Here is an 18,133-nt window from a genome sequence, read left to right as displayed (position 1 = left end):
CTTTCTTTAACGTGTTCACTATAAATTTTGGCTCTGAACACCAAAGATGTATAATGACAGAGTTTACTCTAATAACCAAAAGAGCCTACAAATATTTTTATACATAGGAAATTGTCATGAAAAAGCTTTTTCAGAACCCCTTTATCCCTCTCCTACTTACGATATTCATAGATCTGCTTGGTGTTGGGATCGTGATACCAATACTTGCTCCCTTATTTCTCTCACCAGGAAGTAGTATTTTACCCATGGAATATACATATGAGCAGAGAACTCTTCTCATAGGTTTGATATCCGCAACCTACCCTATCATGCAGTTCTTCGGAGCACCTCTGCTAGGTTCCCTATCGGATAGATATGGTAGAAAACCTACTCTGATACTTTCTCTTTTTGGTACATTTTTCGGATATATACTATTCGGTATAGGAATAATCCAACATTCTTTACCACTTATGTTTATTGGTAGAGCGATTGATGGTTTTACTGGGGGTAATATCTCGATCGCACAATCAGCTATAGCAGACATGACAAAACCTGAAGAGAGGGCTAGAAACTTCGGGTTTATAGGAATGGCCTTCGGATTAGGTTTTATACTTGGTCCATATATTGGCGGTAAGTTGGTAGATCCTACGATAGTCAGCTGGTTTAGTAATTCGACACCGTATTTTTTCACAGCTGGTCTTACACTGATCAACATACTCAGCTTATTCTTACTTTTCCCTGAGACTCTTAAAGAAAAGATAAAAAGTCCGATTGGTGTGATGACAGGGTTCCGAAATCTAAGGAAAGCTATTTCGATGACCACCTTGAGAAAGCTCTTTTTAGTAAGCTTTTTGTTGACATTTGGTTTCAATTTCTTCACACAGTTCTTTAATCCTTTTCTGATCCAGAAATTTGAAGTGACACCATCACAGGCAGGAGATATATTCGCTTATATGGGGCTATTCGTAGCACTGTTTCAGGGCGGATTACTGCCTTTTCTAAATAAACGATTCAATAGTTCTCAAATCCTTAATGTTTCGATATTCGGCATATCATTAGCATTCTTACTCTTATTGCTACCAAATAAATTACTTGGTATCTACTTGATACTTCCGATATTGGCGTTATTTCAAGGTTTAACTCAACCAAATGTCACTGCTCTGATATCCAACAACGCTAAAGAGAATTCCCAGGGCGATATACTTGGAGTAAATCAATCCATCAATTCATTAGCACAAGCAATTCCTCCAATAATCTCAGGTTTTATTTTCTCGATAAATATCAGCCTACCAATTCTTGTAGGTGCAGGTGCAACTTTATTGGCATGGATGATCTTTTTGGTAAAGAAGAGTGTTAAAGAGGAGCTGTTCGAAGAAGAATGATCTGAATAGATATAGGTAGAGGTAGAGGTGTGGAAATTATATAAATCAGAAGTTTGTTAAATCGGTTTGTTATTAACTTTGTTCCGTAACTTTTCTAACAAGGCAAAAATATCTCTTCGATTCAGTCGTTCAAGAAAATGATCATATTTAAATCCTGGGTTTGGAAGGACAACTGTCTCAAATGGGGTTTGTAGTAAGCTACTCTTCCATGATCGCCCTAGTAAATGAGTATGATTTTTTGGAAATACGTCATTTAAGAGCTCATCTCTTGTGTAATTGTTGCTTTTACAATTCTTGGTAATATCCTTATGTTTACGGAGGAAAGTCCAATTCCCATTTTGCTGGTGATTCACTACATAAAGATCAAATACATCTCTCATAACAGACTTCGTTGTTTCAAGTATGTGCCCATACTCTGAACAAGCATCTGCGTTAAGGTTAACATCTACTTTCGAAGCTGATAAATCATACCCCATCCCCATATGCTTTTTCCAAGCTAACAGTAGATGTCCTCCATCTTGTCGGCATAAATGAGGTTTCTCTGGGTTATACAATACAAAGTTTTCACTCTCCCAAAATACCGCACTTAGATCAGTTGGTTGAATAACGATGAAGTCCTTCTTAGAGAGTTTCTTCAACCAATGATAAGCATCAAAAATTAGGTCTGGATATGCTATCAATCCTACGTTTCCATCTAAAAGAAGTTCAAGATAAATTTTCATAGTATCCTTTAGTGACAGGGACTTATCAGTATTTATTCCAATCACTTGCGTGGAAAGTGAACTTATTCTATCTTGAATTCTTTTAGCAATAGATGCTGATGTGATGATGCATTTAGGTTTTAATTGCACCGCAATATTCAAAGTTTCCTGAATTAGTAGATCTTTCCCAACTGGTGGAAGTTCATACGACTGATAATAATTCTCTACCGTTGCTGTGAAAGATGCATTTTGAACGTTTTGTATGATAGTTTCCTTGAGACATCTTTTCTCAAGTATTGAAAAACAATCAAGATTCATAAGGTAATCTATAGTCTTAGACACAATCTCTTTAATCGGAAAAGTTGCTACATTGTATTTATCTTCCTTTATGGATGGTCCGTAGCCAAAGTCCAACACAATCAAATTATCAAGTGAATTAATATCTGATACATTCTGATAATTCACCCATGTTTTTCTTAAGCTTTGTATTTCAGATGGATTTTGAAAAAGAGAGAGAAAAAACTCCTCTTCAAAGACTCTCTCTGGATATTCACTCTGTAAATATGTCAGATAATTAAGTGTCTTCGATTTCATAAAAAAAACTTAAAACTTAGATATATAAACAAGATTTATTAGATAATTCGAAAAGTATTTATTCATACAATTATACCAACAAACCTTAGCTAACCGATAATATCTTGTAAATGCCAAAATTTCCATGAGTTGAAAGTGGTCGATACAATTATGTTATAGAATGAAAACCTTAACGAACTTGATACTAATTACTGAAGTATCTACTCCTAAGTCATCATCTCGTGTTCTTCTCATATACTTCTCTAAGATACTTTCTAACAGGATGATAGTAATTAGAAGTGAATAATTTCTCAGGTTCTACTAGACCAACCCATTTAACATCTGCGTTTTCTGAAGTGTCTACATTGTATATCTTGCCTTCTATGTATTCACATAACCAGTATTGAATTATGACATTTGTATCAGGATGAATTCTTCTGCCTAATCGTTTGATCGCGCGACAGTGTATAGAAGTCTCCTCTAGACATTCGATCTCTGCTCTAGTGGAAGGTTTTTCTTTGAATCTAACTCTCCCCGCTGGATATTGCCAATTTAGCTTTCCTTCTTTGAACTTTCTTTTTACAAGCAAGACTTTATCTTGATTGATAACTATAGCAACTGAGATCCTAAGTGGTTGTAGATTCGAATTTGTTAGATATTTCTCGAGATTCTCACCCGTGACGATGAACATTCGTCCAATTTTGTGGGCAATCAGATTTCCTCTACTAATTTCCCTCAGGACAGTACGATAATCCACTTTCAAATGTTGTGCTAGTTCCTTTGCTGTATATATATTGTCCAATATAAATACATATAATGTACGATAATGAACACATTATATCACATTAGGACAGCCTATAGGAATAATTTGTCACATGTGATATAATAAATTCGTATTCTTCAGAAGGTCTTTATACGAATTTCGTATAATTAGCTCAGAAATGAAATGCCTGTACAGAGTGATCTATACAGGATGTAAATCATAGAGCGTCTGAAGTTATTGAACACAGTAATTGTGTTTGGTAACTTTGGGCGCTTTTTTATTACCCAAAGTAATACGATATGTAAATTACTTTGAGGTAAGTCATGAAAAAAGATGACAAACTAGAACGATACCTAGGTGCTACTATAGTACTTACAAAAGGTGTAAAAGAGTATCGACAAACTATAGATCGATTCGTAAATATGCAGGATTCTGTTCTAGAGATAGGATTTGCATGGGGTACTACAACGGATTTGTTGTCTAAAGTAGCTTCAAAAGTGGTAGGAATTGATAAGGGATTATCATATCGTACTGCTATAAAAGATCATCCACAACTTGAGCTTTATCAGTTAGATGCCTTTGAGATAAAAAAGGTTATAGATCTCGGTTATTCATTTAGTGTCATCTACATAGATGTTTCAGGGTGTAGATCCATGTTTGATATCATTACTCTGATCAAAATGTATGAGAATGCCTTTAGACCCGGTGTTATTGTAGTCAAAGCTACAAAATTAAAAGGGTTTGTCAGGAGATGTATAGTCTGGGATAGCAGTAGCAATAGATAATGATGATCCTAGAAATGCCTAATCGTGTGAGTGCTTCCATGAACCATTGCTGTACAGGATCATAATTTAAATGACATTATTGCAAGCTTGAGGCGATGTTGTCTGATGTTCGAGTCGTGCAACATATATATATCTGGCTGAATATGATCAGAAAACTTAATAGATCGATCAGATGGTATTCAGCAAATATTGCTAATATGTAAGTGATTTCGTACAATGTGGTATGAAAGAGCATGGCCTTTGTGTGGGATGCAATTCACAATTCGTGGTAGTAGATCAAGAAAAAAGTTTCTATAAGAGATACCATCTACCTGATCCTCAATTATGCCCCTTATGCAGAAAGAAACTTCGTGATAGATACACCTTGACGCCTTTTTATACTGAAACTGTATGCTCTTCATGTGGGATCGAGATTTTAATACCCTACAACACTTCGGACCATGAATTCAAACATTCTTTTTTATGTCCAAAATGTGCATCTTCTAAAAAGTCAGAAGTATACTCAATGGAGTATTCCCAAGGACATTTTCTTGAACAGTACAAGGAAATGTTGTCTAGAAAGTATTTGAAAGGATATGTCTATGATGAAGATACAGATGTTAGTGAATTAAGTCATAGGTCGATCGATATTTCGTACTCGAAATATAGTGTCGAATCTTTCGATCTCTCGAAATGCCTAAATACAATAAATTCTCAACACTGTATCAGTACTACAGATTGTGTCGATGTGACTTTCACAAGTGGTGGATCGGGTACCTGCCTCGAATTGCTCAATTGTCACAACTGCACTCATTGTGCTTATCTATATAACTGCTACTCTTGCTCAGAGGTTTACTACTCTACAGATCTGATGAATTGTGATCATTGTTTTGGTTGCTCTGGATTGCGTAGTAAAAGTTACTATATCTTTAATCAGGAGGTTTCCAAAGAGAAATACACTGAAGAGGTATCTATGTTATTGCAAATGGACGAGCTCTCGTTGAAGGAACTCGTAGATAGCAAACTTAAGGATATTCCTACACCTAGGATCTTTATGCTTGGTGATATTAGTGATTCATACTATTGCAACAATATAATCGATTGTGAACGTGTCTATTATGCATTTGAAACCTCTCGTGCGAAAAATTGTGGATATCTATGGCACACTGAAAGTATCGAAGATTCATGGGATCTCTCATATAGTAGAAAGGTAACTGATTCATACATGTGTGCTGATTGTACATACTCCTCCAATATATTTTTTGGGATCGATATATTTGAATGTGCGAATTGTCTCTACTGTGTATCTTGTGTCAAATGTACAGATTGTATTGGCTGTGTGGGATTAATGGAGCATCAGTACTGTATATTCAATAAGCAATATGAGAAAGAAGAGTATATGCGATTGAAGGATAAGATAGTAGCAGATGAGGGTATCTTTATATGATCGCGCTTATTAAATTATTTTGAGTAAATCCAAGATGCTTTGTGTAGTATGTAAAAATGTGATCTCAGTTGATACAAAGGAATCGGAGATCCGATCTAGTCTTGGATTCCCAACAACCCCTAATAGATGCTATAGGTGCAGGCTTCACGAAAGATACTCTTTATCTTCAACCTATAAATTTCAAAAGGTAAAATGCTATTGTTGCAAGAAAGAAATTGTAACAGGATCTGCCTTGGTAGGGCTAAGACCGATTGCCTGCGAAGAATGTTACGCAAGTAAGGTTCTTGATGTATATAATTAAGAAAATATAGTGGTACTCCTCCTTTTATACTGGCGAATCAAAAGTGTTGATATCCCTCAAGTCTATTGTCCCTAGATTATCGATGGCCTTATTCACCTCACTTTCTAGGAAACTATATTTGCTCTTTGCAACAGATTTGATCTCACGAACGTAATTTACGGTTGGAAATTCGAGGGTGTTTGAGATACCCCTAAATGGCTGACTGGTTGTACCATCAACTGACAATTTCGCCCAGAAGTTTCGAGAGTTCAACTGCACAAAATCCTCAGGAGATAAATATGGCTTAAATTCCTTAGAAATGTAGTTAGCATCTCGTTGACCTAGTCTAAATGAAATTATTGACCCTATATTTCCCATGATGGCATTCATTATAGGAGTAGAGATCTGACCAATATATTGATGAGCTATGGTAAGTGATAGTCGATATTTTCGTGCCTCAGAAAAGATCCGGATGAAACTTTCTGTGGAAAAGTGTTGAAATTCGTCTACATAAAGATTTATAGGTACTCGTTTATCTTCTTTTAGATCATTATTGCTCATCGCGATCTGTTGTATTGAAGAGATCAGCATTGAGCCTAAAAATGAAGATCCGGTTTCACCTAGCTCGGCGATAGAAAGATTCACTATAAGGATCTGTTGTTCCTGTAATATTTTCCTAAGATCAAAACTCGAGCTACCGATAGAAAGGATCTTTTCAAGTATCGGATTTGTTAATATCTGATTTATCTTATTTAGAAGTGGTGATACTGCATTACTAAAATACTGTTCTGAGAACTTAGGATATTCCAGTTTCCAAAAATTCTCTACAGACCTATCATTAACCTTTTCGACCAAGGATGATCGATATTGAGAATTTGTGAGGATCATTGGAATATGTGAGAGGTGTATGATACCGGATTCTCTCATTAGTCCGAGTAAGTTTCTGAGTAAAAATTCGATCTTTGGATTCCAATCTACTGAGAAGAATTTCTTGAATATCTCAATAAAATTGTCGATCACGACAGGTGAACTTCGTTCAAGTTCAGATAATGGATTGAATGTATGAATAAAACTACGATTAGGAAAATCAATATATACAGTGTCAGAAACTCTGGATTTTGGAATTAGCGCGAGGATATCTTTTGCTGTATCTCCATGCGGGTCGATCAGTATCATCCCCCTACCCTTCTCGATGTCATCTTTCATCAACAGTTCTAGTAGTTTGGTTTTACCTGAACCTGTCTTTCCTATGATATAGGTATGATGAGTTCTGTCTTTGGGTAGTATACCTATAGGTTCTTTCTCTGCACTGCCTGAACCATGTCCAAATAGTGTCACATCATCATTCTTTGAGACTTCGATGACCTCCCGAGGAACTGGGAGTATTTTTTCAGTGCAAATAGCGATTTTACGGTTGGCGTCTATCTCACGGGGTAAATGGATAAGTGAAAGAACTTCATTCAAACCTAAGAGATTGTCTAACTTAGGTATGTTTGTATCAGCCATTTTGATTTGATCATCAAGATCCAACGAATTTCCATACTTTAGGGAAAACTGCTTAAGGAAGATCAGACAAGAATTTGTGACCTGCTCCGGATCTTTCTCTTCTACTACTTCTGAATGTATGAATCTAATAGAACAATGATAAAGTTTCTGTTTCTTTTTATTCTCTACAAATACTCGGGTTTCAGGTCGCGCAAAAGATGCTGGGAAATTGTTTATTAAGATAGTTAACTGCTCAGGTCGTTTATCAGAAACAGGCTTTAACCACACTTCAAATTTGATCATGTCTATATGAGTCGATAGCTGTGCGAAGTTTTCGAGTAGTATGTTTATCGGATCCGGTTGGTCAAGATCATCATAGATCTTTAGAGGAATTATCGAATTATCCTTGAATATAACTGCTCTTTCTTTCAATACATCTGTACGACTGTGATCGTTTGAGATCATAAGTTCGCTATTTGGAAAAACTGTCCTAAAAGCAACCTCTGTGGCAGTTGAATATTTTTCGTGTACCGCAAAGGAATTATACGAATAACCTTCGTAATTTGTAAAACCAAGCATGAAAGGATCAGCTTTCGAGATCTCCGACAGCTGTCTTATGAATGAACTATATAGCTCAAGTGTGTATTTATCGTGTTTTGAGAGTAAGGTTTGATAGGTCAGGTACATCGTATATTATACTATAAAACAGTGTTAAACATGGTTGTTACGACGATCATGAATGTTGTAGTTTAGATCGATCAGACGGATCGAAATGATCTCAACTATTCAATAAACATTCCCCTAGTCTGATTCTATACTTTTCACAACCTTTCATACTTGGATATCCTAAGTAATGTTGCTGGATATCCGAAGTAATGTTGGCAGAGGATAATTTAAGTCGAATATTCATGTTGCCTAAGTAACGGTTTCGCTACGAATAAACTGATAAGCTGTATCATTACGACTATGGGTACGATATATCTCAATGCCACATCAGCAGGAAAAACCACCCAGAGTATACCAAGTATCAGAGCACCTGCTATTCTACCGAGGTTTATGAAAAGCTCGTTATCGGCTATATATGCATATCGCAATTCATAGTGATCTTTTACTTCATTATCTACTAAATTCATAATCATTGACCAAGTAACAATAAATTTGATCTCACTTCCAATATTCAGGATAATTAACATCAAGATCAATGTCGCAGATTGAAAGTAGATAAAAGGTAGAAATGCCCCTATGATCATCAATATCCATGATAATATTAGGATCTTGTAATAACTCTGCTCTTTGAATTTCCTCCCAACCAGATAGATGATACATGCTGTCGCAAGTGCTCCTACTGATTGTACAGATCCTAGAATATTTTCTTCACCGGCATATTTTAAGATGAAGATTGTTGGAATAAACATAAATATCCCATTGAAGATTTCACTAAAGAACAAGTACACGCGATTGTAATTATGAAATTTTGAGGAATTTCGCAATAGTACTACTGGATCATTAAGATCATCAATATTGGATAGGTATATTATTAGGCCTGATATCGATACCAAAATAAGATTTAGCCCCATAGAGATCTGATAAGCAAGTTCTAAAGAATAGTTTCCAGTAGATGGGCCAAGGGTGATAAAGAAACCTACAATGACAGGTACAGTGATAGTGAGTACACTGTAACTAACACTTTCAAGACTTACTGAGTAGAGTCTTGTCGATCTTTCCGTGAATATCAATGAGAGATAGTTACGATTTGACCAAAATAGGGCTGAACCAAAACCCGCGCTCATGCCGTAGATCGCAATATTCAAATAGTTGAAGTTTTCAAAGAACACTAGGGAGATCACTGTTGTTGCCTGTATTATAAGTCCTGACAAATATAAGCTTTTAATGTTAAAAGTCTTTAAAAGGAAACCGTTGATGAAAAAACCTATTGGCAAACCAACAAACGAAAATATGTTATACACAAGTAAAAGCTCTATACCCTCGGTTTGACGCCATAAATACGCATTAACGAAGATCTCATGAAATGGATAAGAGATCAAGAAAAATATGTATGACAGAAGGAGTCTTCGGTTATTCAACGATAATCTCAAGAAATTGTTGTATTCGTTAATAAGCCTTTGATAGAGGAATTTGCGCATGGAGCGATTATATCTAAAAAGGGATGAAAGTTATACAGGCAAGACAAAACCGCTGATCCCCATTCAAGGCGTCCAGACAAGAGCTTTTTCATCATTACGGATAAAGTAAGCAGTTCGTGCAGTGATCGGGAAATCAAAGCCGTAAACCTGATCGACCCCGTTACTATCTAGGCTTTTTTGTAATCCCTCATACCTCGCTTTGCTTGCTGTCCATCTGGTGACATTATTAACGGATGGCTTTTCAGCATTTATCGAATCTATAAGACTCTCTGCAGTATAACTTCTAGCAGTGCCAGATATACCGACAAGATTCCATCCTACCTGCATTGAGATAGGAACAGCGGAAGATACTGCTCTACCATATATTGAAAAGCTCACTGGCAGTTTTGTTTTTATCAGGTATCCTCTACCTGGTGTTATCGGAAAATTATCTTGTCCGATTATTGTATCCCCTCTTACACCAACGACCACCCATTTACCATTTTGGAAAGTTGCTATGGATAATATGCCTTGATCTGTGGATCTGTTGATCTCTGCAAGGAAGGAGTGTGCATCTGATAGCTCTTGATTGTATATGTCGAAAGAAATAAATGAGAATCCTTTGTCTAATGCATATTCATTTGTATCAGATTCTTTTTTAAAAGATATTTCTGTCACGTCTGATGCTAAATTCACATCTCCCTCAGTATATGTACCACTAGCATCAACATCAATGTAGATGATCTTTTCATCATTATCATTAACATCGAAACAGTACTCTTGATCTAGGTAGTTCGTACAGTAAAGACCAGACTCTTCAAAAATAATTACCCCTTCGGATGGCGAATAGTATGTAGGGTTTTCTTGTGCGAAAACTTTGTACGAAGTATTCACATGCTGAAATGCTAAATTCTCTTCGGTACATTCAGCATTCATACTGATCTTACTGAAGATATTTTCTGAACCATCTGAGGTTTCTAGACTGCAATAACAACCATATTGATTGTTACAGGTAGCGTTTTTCGTTATTGTTGGTAAAGCTATAGATTCTGCTTTACTAATAACTTCCCAGTAATAACCTTTTACTGTTGTGTAAAAACAACGCATTGTATAACCATTTTGGGTTATTTCTTGGCCAACCGGACAGTATGCACAACCTGTAGTACTTGAATTACCGTCTTCTTGATAGCAATTCTGTGGGGATTCCGTGTTATCACAGATGTTGTTTGAGTTCAGATCTATACAAGTCGTATCATTTTTTTGATACGGTTCTTCTTGATCATTTATTGGGCAACCGTAGGCATTTATCCTTTTCCCGGAAGGTGTATTTTCACACCGATCTTGAAAGTCAGATATTCCATCACCATCTGTATCAGGCTCTTCATATTCTTGGCGATCTTGACTCGTATTTCTTTCTTCACTTGTCCATCGCTTCTGCTCTGATTCTGTCTTATAATCCTCGCTTGATGTGTTTAGTTCGGGTTCTTGATGATCTTGATCATCATTCCTGTTATTATCTTCCTCAAGTGCTTCTGGAGATGAATTTGTGTCTGATCCATCAGAACTACTACTATTATCTGGGTCACTGCCTGAGTATTCATCATCAATCGTACACCCGGATGAATCAACAGTGTCTGTAGGATCTGTATCATCACAATCATCATATTGATTAATTATTCCATCGCCGTCAGAGTCAGCATATGGATTGTAATTTGGTTCGTTATCATCCTCTTGGCGTGATAGAACACAGCTACCATAACAACATTGAGCTGTTCCACCCCCAACGCATTCTCGAAGGTAATTACCCGAATTACAATTTGTACACATCTCGTCTACACTTGCAGAGATTTCGATCGGAAGATCTTTTAGAATCGAAGATATTTTTTCAATAACAGAATTGTTAGATGTAATGCTATCTGATCCTAGACTGATCGTACTTAGATCTGCTAAACGAATATTTCTTACTGGTGCGTCTAATGTTCCAGGTATAGTGATATCAATAGTCCGACCGTAGTTATGGTTAAGAAATGAGAGGTTTATTGAATAGCTATCTGTTAGAGATAATTTTGTGAGATCATCTCTATTGGTTAGATTAGAAATATCGATGTACCATGAACCATCTTCCCTTGTTACTGCTGAAAGTTGAGTTGAGTATCTATCGGAGTCGCGTACTGTTAAGTAGACAATTGTATCTGTTGCCGGAAAGGTTTCCTTTTCAAAAAGCAAACCGTATGAGGGCTTAGGAGTATTGAGAGTTTCTATCTCTTGTTGAGTTCGAACAGGAGTCTCATGAGGTTTATGAATAATCTTGTTACCTAATGAAAATTCGTAAGAGGTTTCAGGATCAAGGTTTGTTACCGTGACATGATGAGTATAATATTCTTTGAGATCTTCTACTTTCACACTGTCTACATCTCCTGTTTCCTTGAATGTTTGGAGTTCCGCTCTTGAGAGATCTCGATCATCATAAAATATTAGCGTATCAGCATTCAATAAAGGAAAGGTGCCTCCCTTACCAATTGAAACCAGACCTACTTGGCGATCTTCACTTTGCCAACTGACAGTAAATGAATGTGCGGTGATGTTTGAGATCTCTACGTTAAGTGGCACGAATGAAACTGATCTGTATATCAAGAAACCAACAGCCAAAAACAATAAGCAGAGCAGAAATACTGAAATCCCCAAAAATATTTGTCTTTTTTTCATATTTATAAGATATCTGATGCAATTCTGATTGGCAATATTTTTGCTCGAAAAGATCAGCTATAAATTAATTTGATTATATAGAAGAAAAACATAATTGTTCTTTGTTATAATTGAAAATATAAAATCTATTTCTTATCACATGTTTCATAAAAGTAGCTATTTTGGAAGCATTCTTAACAAAGTGACTCCTTCACAAAGCTTAGTGGACAAGGCACCTGTCATTAGTCGTAGTGATAGACAGATGATAGCAGTGATCGGAGCCCAATTAGGAGATGAAGGTAAAGGAAGGATAATTGACAATAAACTAAATAATTTGAGCTCTGAACATGATGAGTTCTACGTGATCAGATCTCAGGGAGGTAGTAACGCTGGTCATACAGTACAGATAGGTGATCGGCGAATTGGTTTACATCAGATCCCTTCTGCAGTATTTCATCAAGAAGCAAAATTGATACTTGATTTTGGGATGGTGATCCATCCTGAGGATCTATTAGTTGAGATAGATCTGGTCGAACAGATGGGTACGTCACTTGCGGATAGGATATTTTTAAGTCAAGACGCAATGCTATGTACTGATGTAGAACGAGCAAAAGAAGTCTTAAATAGGGTAATTAATGGTAAAGCAAAGGGTGGAACTGGTAGAGGAATGAGTCCAACTACAGCAATGAGATATGAGAAATTGGGGTTAGTAATTCAGGATCTGGTAAGTGAAAATTGGCGCGAGATACTGACAAAGCACTATCAGAGATTTGATAAGTTATTTACAGTATATGGAGAAGAACTAAGTGAAACTGAAGTCCCTGATTTCAAAAGAACTAAGGCAACTGGAAAATCACATGATAGAAAGGTTGGAAGATTAGAAGATTATCTTGACCGATTAGAAAATGTCCGTGAAAACCTGACTTCAAAAAAGATTGTTGTAGATACTTTCGCTCTTGATCGTGCTATCTATATGGAAACAACCCCCGTATTATTTGAAATGGCACAAGCGGTTGGTTTAAGTCCTGCATTCGGTACTCGTCCAGATACGACTAGTACAGAAACTTCGTCAATTGGAATAACATTAGGTACAAGGGTGTTTCCCGTCTCAGAGATATCTGAAAGGATCGGTGTAATGAAGGCTACTTATATGAGTAGTGTAGGAGCTAGAGTAATGCCAACCAATCTAGAAGATGATTGGGCAGAATGGGTTCGTGAATTTGCTCACGAATATGGAACTACCACAGGTAGACCACGAGATATTTGTGCTATAGACCTACCTTTCTTGGATTACAATGTTCATGTAGGTGGTATCAACCAACTTGCTATGACACACCTGGATGTTTCAAGGAAAAACGATAAGATCAGAGTTTGTATAGGATATAAACGTGATGGTGAAGAGGTTTATTATAAGCCTGATCTGGATTACCTAAAAGGGTTAGAACCTATCTATGTAGAACTGCAGGGATGGGATTCTGATGAATGTTCGTCAGCAAAGGATTTTGAAAGTCTACCTAATGAAGCTAAGAAGTACGTTAATTTTATTGAATCCGCTATCGGTGTACCTGTAACTATGTTAACAACCGGTCCTGATAGGCATTCACTTATCGAACGGTAGTTTGAAGATGTTTTAATTGATAATCAAAAAATCAAATGTCAGCGACATATTCCACTATGCTCCCTTTAGGTACGATAGCTCCAGATATCAATTTAGGGTCTTGCATAGATAACTAAGAGAATATCTCTTAAAATCTATGTATGATAAGTAATATCGGAATCACAAAACGTGCACATATTTCTAGAAGGAAATTTGATACGATTTTTGATTGTTTTGTTGCAGATATAACCTCACTACAAACTTCTAAAATCGCTCATGTGAATAGAAATACCTCAGATAGGTACTTTAGACTTATGCAAAGACAAAGTGTTTCATCTTCAAATATTTTATCCATTGGTTACGATGAGAAATCCAATACTCTAGAAATTGAATTTCATAGCGGTGGAATTTATCAGTACTTTAACGTCCCTAAAAATGTTTTTGAGGGATTGATGTCAGCATCCTCGCATGGACAATATTTTGATCAAAATATTAAGAAAGCAGGTTATTCATATCAACAGGTAGCATGAGAATAAATAGTATTGAAATACACAACTGGAGATCTATTGAGAGTATCAAGATTAATTTTGAAAATCTGATGATTTTTATCGGACAAAATAACCACGGTAAATCAAACGTCCTCTCTGCAATCCTATTTTTTCTTGGTGAATTTGGTGTGAGTGAAACAGACTACCGCAAAGGTAGCGATGAACTTTGGGTTGAGATTGAGTTTATTGACTTAGATTCACATGATAAAAGTCAATTTAGGAAATATGTTACGAGTGATAACAAGATAAAAGTTCGTAGAAGTGCGAACTCAAATACAGGAGTCTCATACAACGGATATACCCAAATACCTAAGGACGATTTATTAAAAGAAACTGCACTTTCAGATTACACCTCTAGAGATAAAGCTAAAGAACTACCCTTTTTTTATCTTTTGCCAGATTCTGGGCGAATTACAAAAGCATTATTACAGGAAGCCTTAGAAAAATACATTTCAGAAAATGCCGATTCAATTGAATTTGAATATAATCTTGAAGAAACAAACTTTTTAGGAGCAAAAAACATTGCTCAGGGGATATTTGGTACAGTAATTTTTGTACCTGCTTTAAAAAACGCATCAGACGAATTAAGCACTAAAGGCTCATCCACTTTTAACAAGTTACTTTCTAAAGTAATAAATGAAATGTCAGAAAGTAACGAAAAGTATAAAGAAGCAAGAGAGAAAATTAAGGAGTTAACACAGATTCTAAACAAACAAACTGCTGATGGGAATGATAATGAAGAAAGACCAACTGAACTATCTGAGCTTGAGAGTCAAATTGAAAATCTGTTAAGCAGATGGAACACTACAATAGACATTGAGATAACTCCACCTAACATTGATGATGTTTTTCGACTAGGAACACAAGTATGGGTGGATGATGGTGTAAAAACGGATATTGCACAAAAAGGACATGGCTTACAACGATCTATGTTATTTGCACTTATAAGATCATGGATTGCGACATCAAAAGAAGCTAAAAAGGAAGATACAGAAGATGCTGATTCGGGTAGAAAGACATCAGATTCAACATACTTTATCCTTGAAGAACCTGAGTTATATTTACATCCTCAAGCTCAAAGAGAATTTTTTCAAACACTAAAAGACATATCTGAACAGGAAAAGGGACAGGTGATTATGAGTACTCATTCTAGTTATTTTCTTGATCTTGATATGTATAGATCAATTTGTATTATAAAAAAAGAGAACTCTAGCTCAAATACTGACTGCTTCCAATGCACAACTGATTTATTTAGTGAGATAGATGATAAAAAACACTTTAATCTCTCCTACTGGATCAACCCAGATCGTGGAGAACTATTCTTTTCAGAAAAAACTATTTTAGTTGAAGGTCCTTCTGATAAGACAATAATTCCGTATTTGGCAAAATCAATTGAGGCTTTTAAACACGGATATACAATAATTGACTGTGGAGGTAAAAGTAGTATTCCACTATATATTCACCTATTAAATAGCTTTAAAATCCCTTATGTAGCGGTTTATGATAAAGATCATCAAAGCAATAAGAAAGATTCTGATAAGAGTAAAGCTGATGCTGATTCAAAGAGAATTGAAGATTCTGTAGATAGTAGCTTAGGATGCACAGTTATTCTTGAAAATGATATTGAAGAAGAAATTGGTATCACGGATGGAAATAAAAAGAATAAACCTTTTATTGCTCTAACAGAGGTAAGTAATGAGAACTATAGACTAACCGATTCATTCAAAGAGAAAATTAAATTAATTTACAAATAACATGGCAAATCTAGTATCACTTGATCAAAAACTAAAAAAACTGAAAATAAATAAAGCAGAAATTGATAATGAGATTGTCTTCAATTACTTTGATTCATTACCAAGTGAACAAAGAGATGACAAATTCTTTCAAGCACTATATATCGGAGTACTTGCTCAAATGGAGGATAGGTTATCAGCGTTTCTTGCTAAGACTCAAAACGAGTTAGGAACAGAGCTAGAGAGCCTCAAAATGATCTTTGAAATGAAAAAGGAGATATTCTATAAAACAACAGTTAAGGGAATGATGGCAGAGGAAGATATTACTGAGTTTTTAAATAACTATTTCAAAGAAAAGAAACTAGGTGATAAAGCTGAAACTACTGGTACTATGCAAGGAGAGATCGACAAGAACAAGACTGGTGATATTCTTTGCTATGTTGATGGTAATGAAGATAAAAGGATTGCAATTGAGGCTAAGTTTGATAAGTCAATAAAGCTTGGCGACATTGCTGATAAAGATATTTTTACAAAGAAATTCGATACAGCTTGGAGTCAAGTAATTGAAGCCAAAGCTAATAGAAATGCAAAGGTCGGAATTATAGTTTTAGATATATCGTTGGTTGATAACAGTATTTTGAAGCTGACAGATTCTGTTGCATATATTCAAGGAGTAGGATTTATTGTGATAGTAGATTCTCAAAAGGGAGATTATTCTAACCTAACAATTGCCTATAATTTAGCTCGAGACATTGTTCTCAACTCTAAGGAAGTTGATTTTGATGATAAAACTCTTACAATTATATTAAAGAGAATAATAAAGGATATTGATACTCTTTTCTCAATAAAGACACTCGTTGAAACAAATATTAGGAATAACAATGAAATTTTAAACCAACTTGAAAAATCATTATTATTGATGCAGTTTAATCAAGAATATCTAGAGAAATTTTTATCCGATGGGAAGTTATCTGATAAGGATCTGCTGGACTTTTATAGTGGTGAAGAGGTTAAGGAAAAATATAAGGCTATTGAATCAGAAATTTTAGATAAATAAATTATTAACAAAAAACATTATGGAGTTAAAAAATAAAGTTGTACTAATTACAGGATCTTCTAGCGGGATTGGACAAGCTACAGCTAAAAGATTTGCACAAGAAGGTTCAAAGATTGTCATTCACTATCATGAAAATGAAGATGGAGCAAAAGAAACTCAGCAAGAAATTAAAAAATACAATGTGGAGTCGATAATCGTAAAAGCAGATTTATCGGTTGAAGAAGATATAAAAAAGTTGTTTGAAACTGTAGTAAAGGAATTTGGCACAGTTGATATTTTAATCAACAACGGTGCATCCCCAACTGAGTTAGTTCCATACTTTGAAGCGAAACAAAAGGATATATTAGATTTATTCAACCTAAATATCGTCAATGCAATGTTATGCTCTAAATATGCTATTGATGTTATGAAGAAACAAAAATCAGGAAAGATTATAAACACATCTTCAATAAAGGGTTGGGAGTATGGAGGTGGATCAGTTGGCTATGCAGTATCAAAAGCTGCAATTAATAGTTTTACACGGACATTAGCTAAGTCCGTTGCACCCGAAATTCAAGTAAATGCAGTTGCACCTGGTTATGTAAAGACTCGTGTATATGATAATCAACCAGAAGAAAAAATTGAAAAGTGGTTAAACGGAACATATCTTAAAAGATGGGTTACATTGGAAGAAACTGCCGATGCTTTCGTTTTTCTAGCTAAAAATGATGCAATGACAGGGCAGATTATCTATGTAGATGGGGGTTATACTTTAAAATGAACACAAAACCAAACCTAAAAAGAATACTTTGCTACGGTGACTCCTACACATGGGGATACATACCCTCATCTGGGCATGAGCGATTCCCTGCTGATACTAGAAGGACAGGTATATTACAGCAAAAATTAGGAGACAACTATGAAGTTATTGAAGAAGGCTTAAATAGCAGAACTCTTAATAGTGATGACCAGAGGGAAAGGAAGGAAAAGAAGGAAGGAATGGCTCAACCTACTTAATACCTTGCTTAGATACACAT

14 protein-coding genes are annotated in these 18,133 nt (G+C 35.6%); 9 read left to right on the top strand and 5 right to left on the bottom strand.

The window, feature by feature from the left end:
* The first annotated feature begins 116 nt into the window (after positions 1–116).
* The gene (locus tag H6763_01035) at positions 117–1,361 is read left to right on the top strand and encodes an MFS transporter (GenBank protein MCB9803393.1); all 1,245 of its coding nucleotides are present in this window, start codon (positions 117–119) and stop codon (positions 1,359–1,361) included.
* A gap of 56 nt (positions 1,362–1,417) precedes the next feature.
* Here H6763_01035 and H6763_01030 read toward each other — a convergent pair whose 3' ends face one another.
* Both H6763_01030 and H6763_01025 read right to left on the bottom strand, forming a co-directional pair.
* Complete coding sequence (locus tag H6763_01030) at positions 1,418–2,656, bottom strand: hypothetical protein (protein MCB9803392.1); 1,239 nt, start codon at positions 2,654–2,656, stop codon at positions 1,418–1,420.
* Positions 2,657–2,870: 214 nt separating this feature from the next.
* Complete coding sequence (locus H6763_01025) at positions 2,871–3,437, bottom strand: NUDIX domain-containing protein (GenBank protein ID MCB9803391.1); 567 nt, start codon at positions 3,435–3,437, stop codon at positions 2,871–2,873.
* 284 nt (positions 3,438–3,721) lie between these two features.
* Here H6763_01025 and H6763_01020 point away from each other — a divergent pair, with 284 nt between their 5' ends.
* Positions 3,722–4,183: a hypothetical protein gene (locus H6763_01020; protein MCB9803390.1), complete on the top strand. Its 462-nt coding sequence runs from the start codon at positions 3,722–3,724 to the stop codon at positions 4,181–4,183.
* A gap of 505 nt (positions 4,184–4,688) precedes the next feature.
* Entirely contained in the window at positions 4,689–5,609 is a 921-nt protein-coding gene (locus H6763_01015) for a hypothetical protein (GenBank protein ID MCB9803389.1), read from the top strand.
* Between the two features lie 325 nt (positions 5,610–5,934).
* Here H6763_01015 and H6763_01010 read toward each other — a convergent pair whose 3' ends face one another.
* The 3 genes from H6763_01010 to H6763_01000 all read right to left on the bottom strand — a co-directional run bounded on the left by H6763_01010 (position 5,935) and on the right by H6763_01000 (position 12,203).
* Positions 5,935–8,061, bottom strand: coding sequence for a type IV secretion system DNA-binding domain-containing protein (locus H6763_01010; GenBank protein MCB9803388.1), 2,127 nt, complete (start codon positions 8,059–8,061; stop codon positions 5,935–5,937).
* Positions 8,062–8,267: 206 nt separating this feature from the next.
* Positions 8,268–9,518, bottom strand: coding sequence for an MFS transporter (locus H6763_01005; GenBank protein ID MCB9803387.1), 1,251 nt, complete (start codon positions 9,516–9,518; stop codon positions 8,268–8,270).
* Between the two features lie 63 nt (positions 9,519–9,581).
* Complete coding sequence (locus H6763_01000; protein MCB9803386.1) at positions 9,582–12,203, bottom strand: fibronectin type III domain-containing protein; 2,622 nt, start codon at positions 12,201–12,203, stop codon at positions 9,582–9,584.
* Positions 12,204–12,342: 139 nt separating this feature from the next.
* Here H6763_01000 and H6763_00995 point away from each other — a divergent pair, with 139 nt between their 5' ends.
* The 6 genes from H6763_00995 (at position 12,343) to H6763_00970 (ending at position 18,113) form a co-directional block, all read left to right on the top strand.
* Positions 12,343–13,800, top strand: a complete 1,458-nt coding sequence (locus H6763_00995; GenBank protein MCB9803385.1) for an adenylosuccinate synthetase — start codon at positions 12,343–12,345, stop codon at positions 13,798–13,800.
* A gap of 293 nt (positions 13,801–14,093) precedes the next feature.
* Positions 14,094–14,309, top strand: coding sequence for a KTSC domain-containing protein (locus H6763_00990; protein MCB9803384.1), 216 nt, complete (start codon positions 14,094–14,096; stop codon positions 14,307–14,309).
* Entirely contained in the window at positions 14,306–16,081 is a 1,776-nt protein-coding gene (locus H6763_00985; GenBank protein MCB9803383.1) for an ATP-dependent endonuclease, read from the top strand. Before H6763_00990 ends, H6763_00985 begins: the two co-directional genes overlap by 4 nt.
* Before the next feature lies 1 nt (position 16,082).
* Positions 16,083–17,117 carry a hypothetical protein gene (locus H6763_00980; protein ID MCB9803382.1) on the top strand — a complete coding sequence of 345 codons (1,035 nt, stop codon included), beginning with the start codon at positions 16,083–16,085 and terminating at the stop codon, positions 17,115–17,117.
* Positions 17,118–17,136: 19 nt separating this feature from the next.
* Complete coding sequence (locus H6763_00975; protein MCB9803381.1) at positions 17,137–17,877, top strand: SDR family oxidoreductase; 741 nt, start codon at positions 17,137–17,139, stop codon at positions 17,875–17,877.
* Positions 17,874–18,113 (top strand): hypothetical protein, encoded by a 240-nt coding sequence (locus tag H6763_00970; GenBank protein MCB9803380.1) that lies wholly within the window; start codon positions 17,874–17,876, stop codon positions 18,111–18,113. The genes H6763_00975 and H6763_00970 overlap by 4 nt, the downstream gene beginning before the upstream one ends.
* The last annotated feature ends 20 nt before the right edge of the window (positions 18,114–18,133 follow it).

It is taken from the genome of Candidatus Nomurabacteria bacterium (assembly GCA_020632395.1).
Taxonomy (GTDB): domain Bacteria; phylum Patescibacteriota; class Dojkabacteria; order SC72; family JAHDCA01; genus JACKFQ01.
Note: the sequence above shows the minus strand (reverse complement) of the source record. Positions and strands in the feature narration are given on the sequence as shown.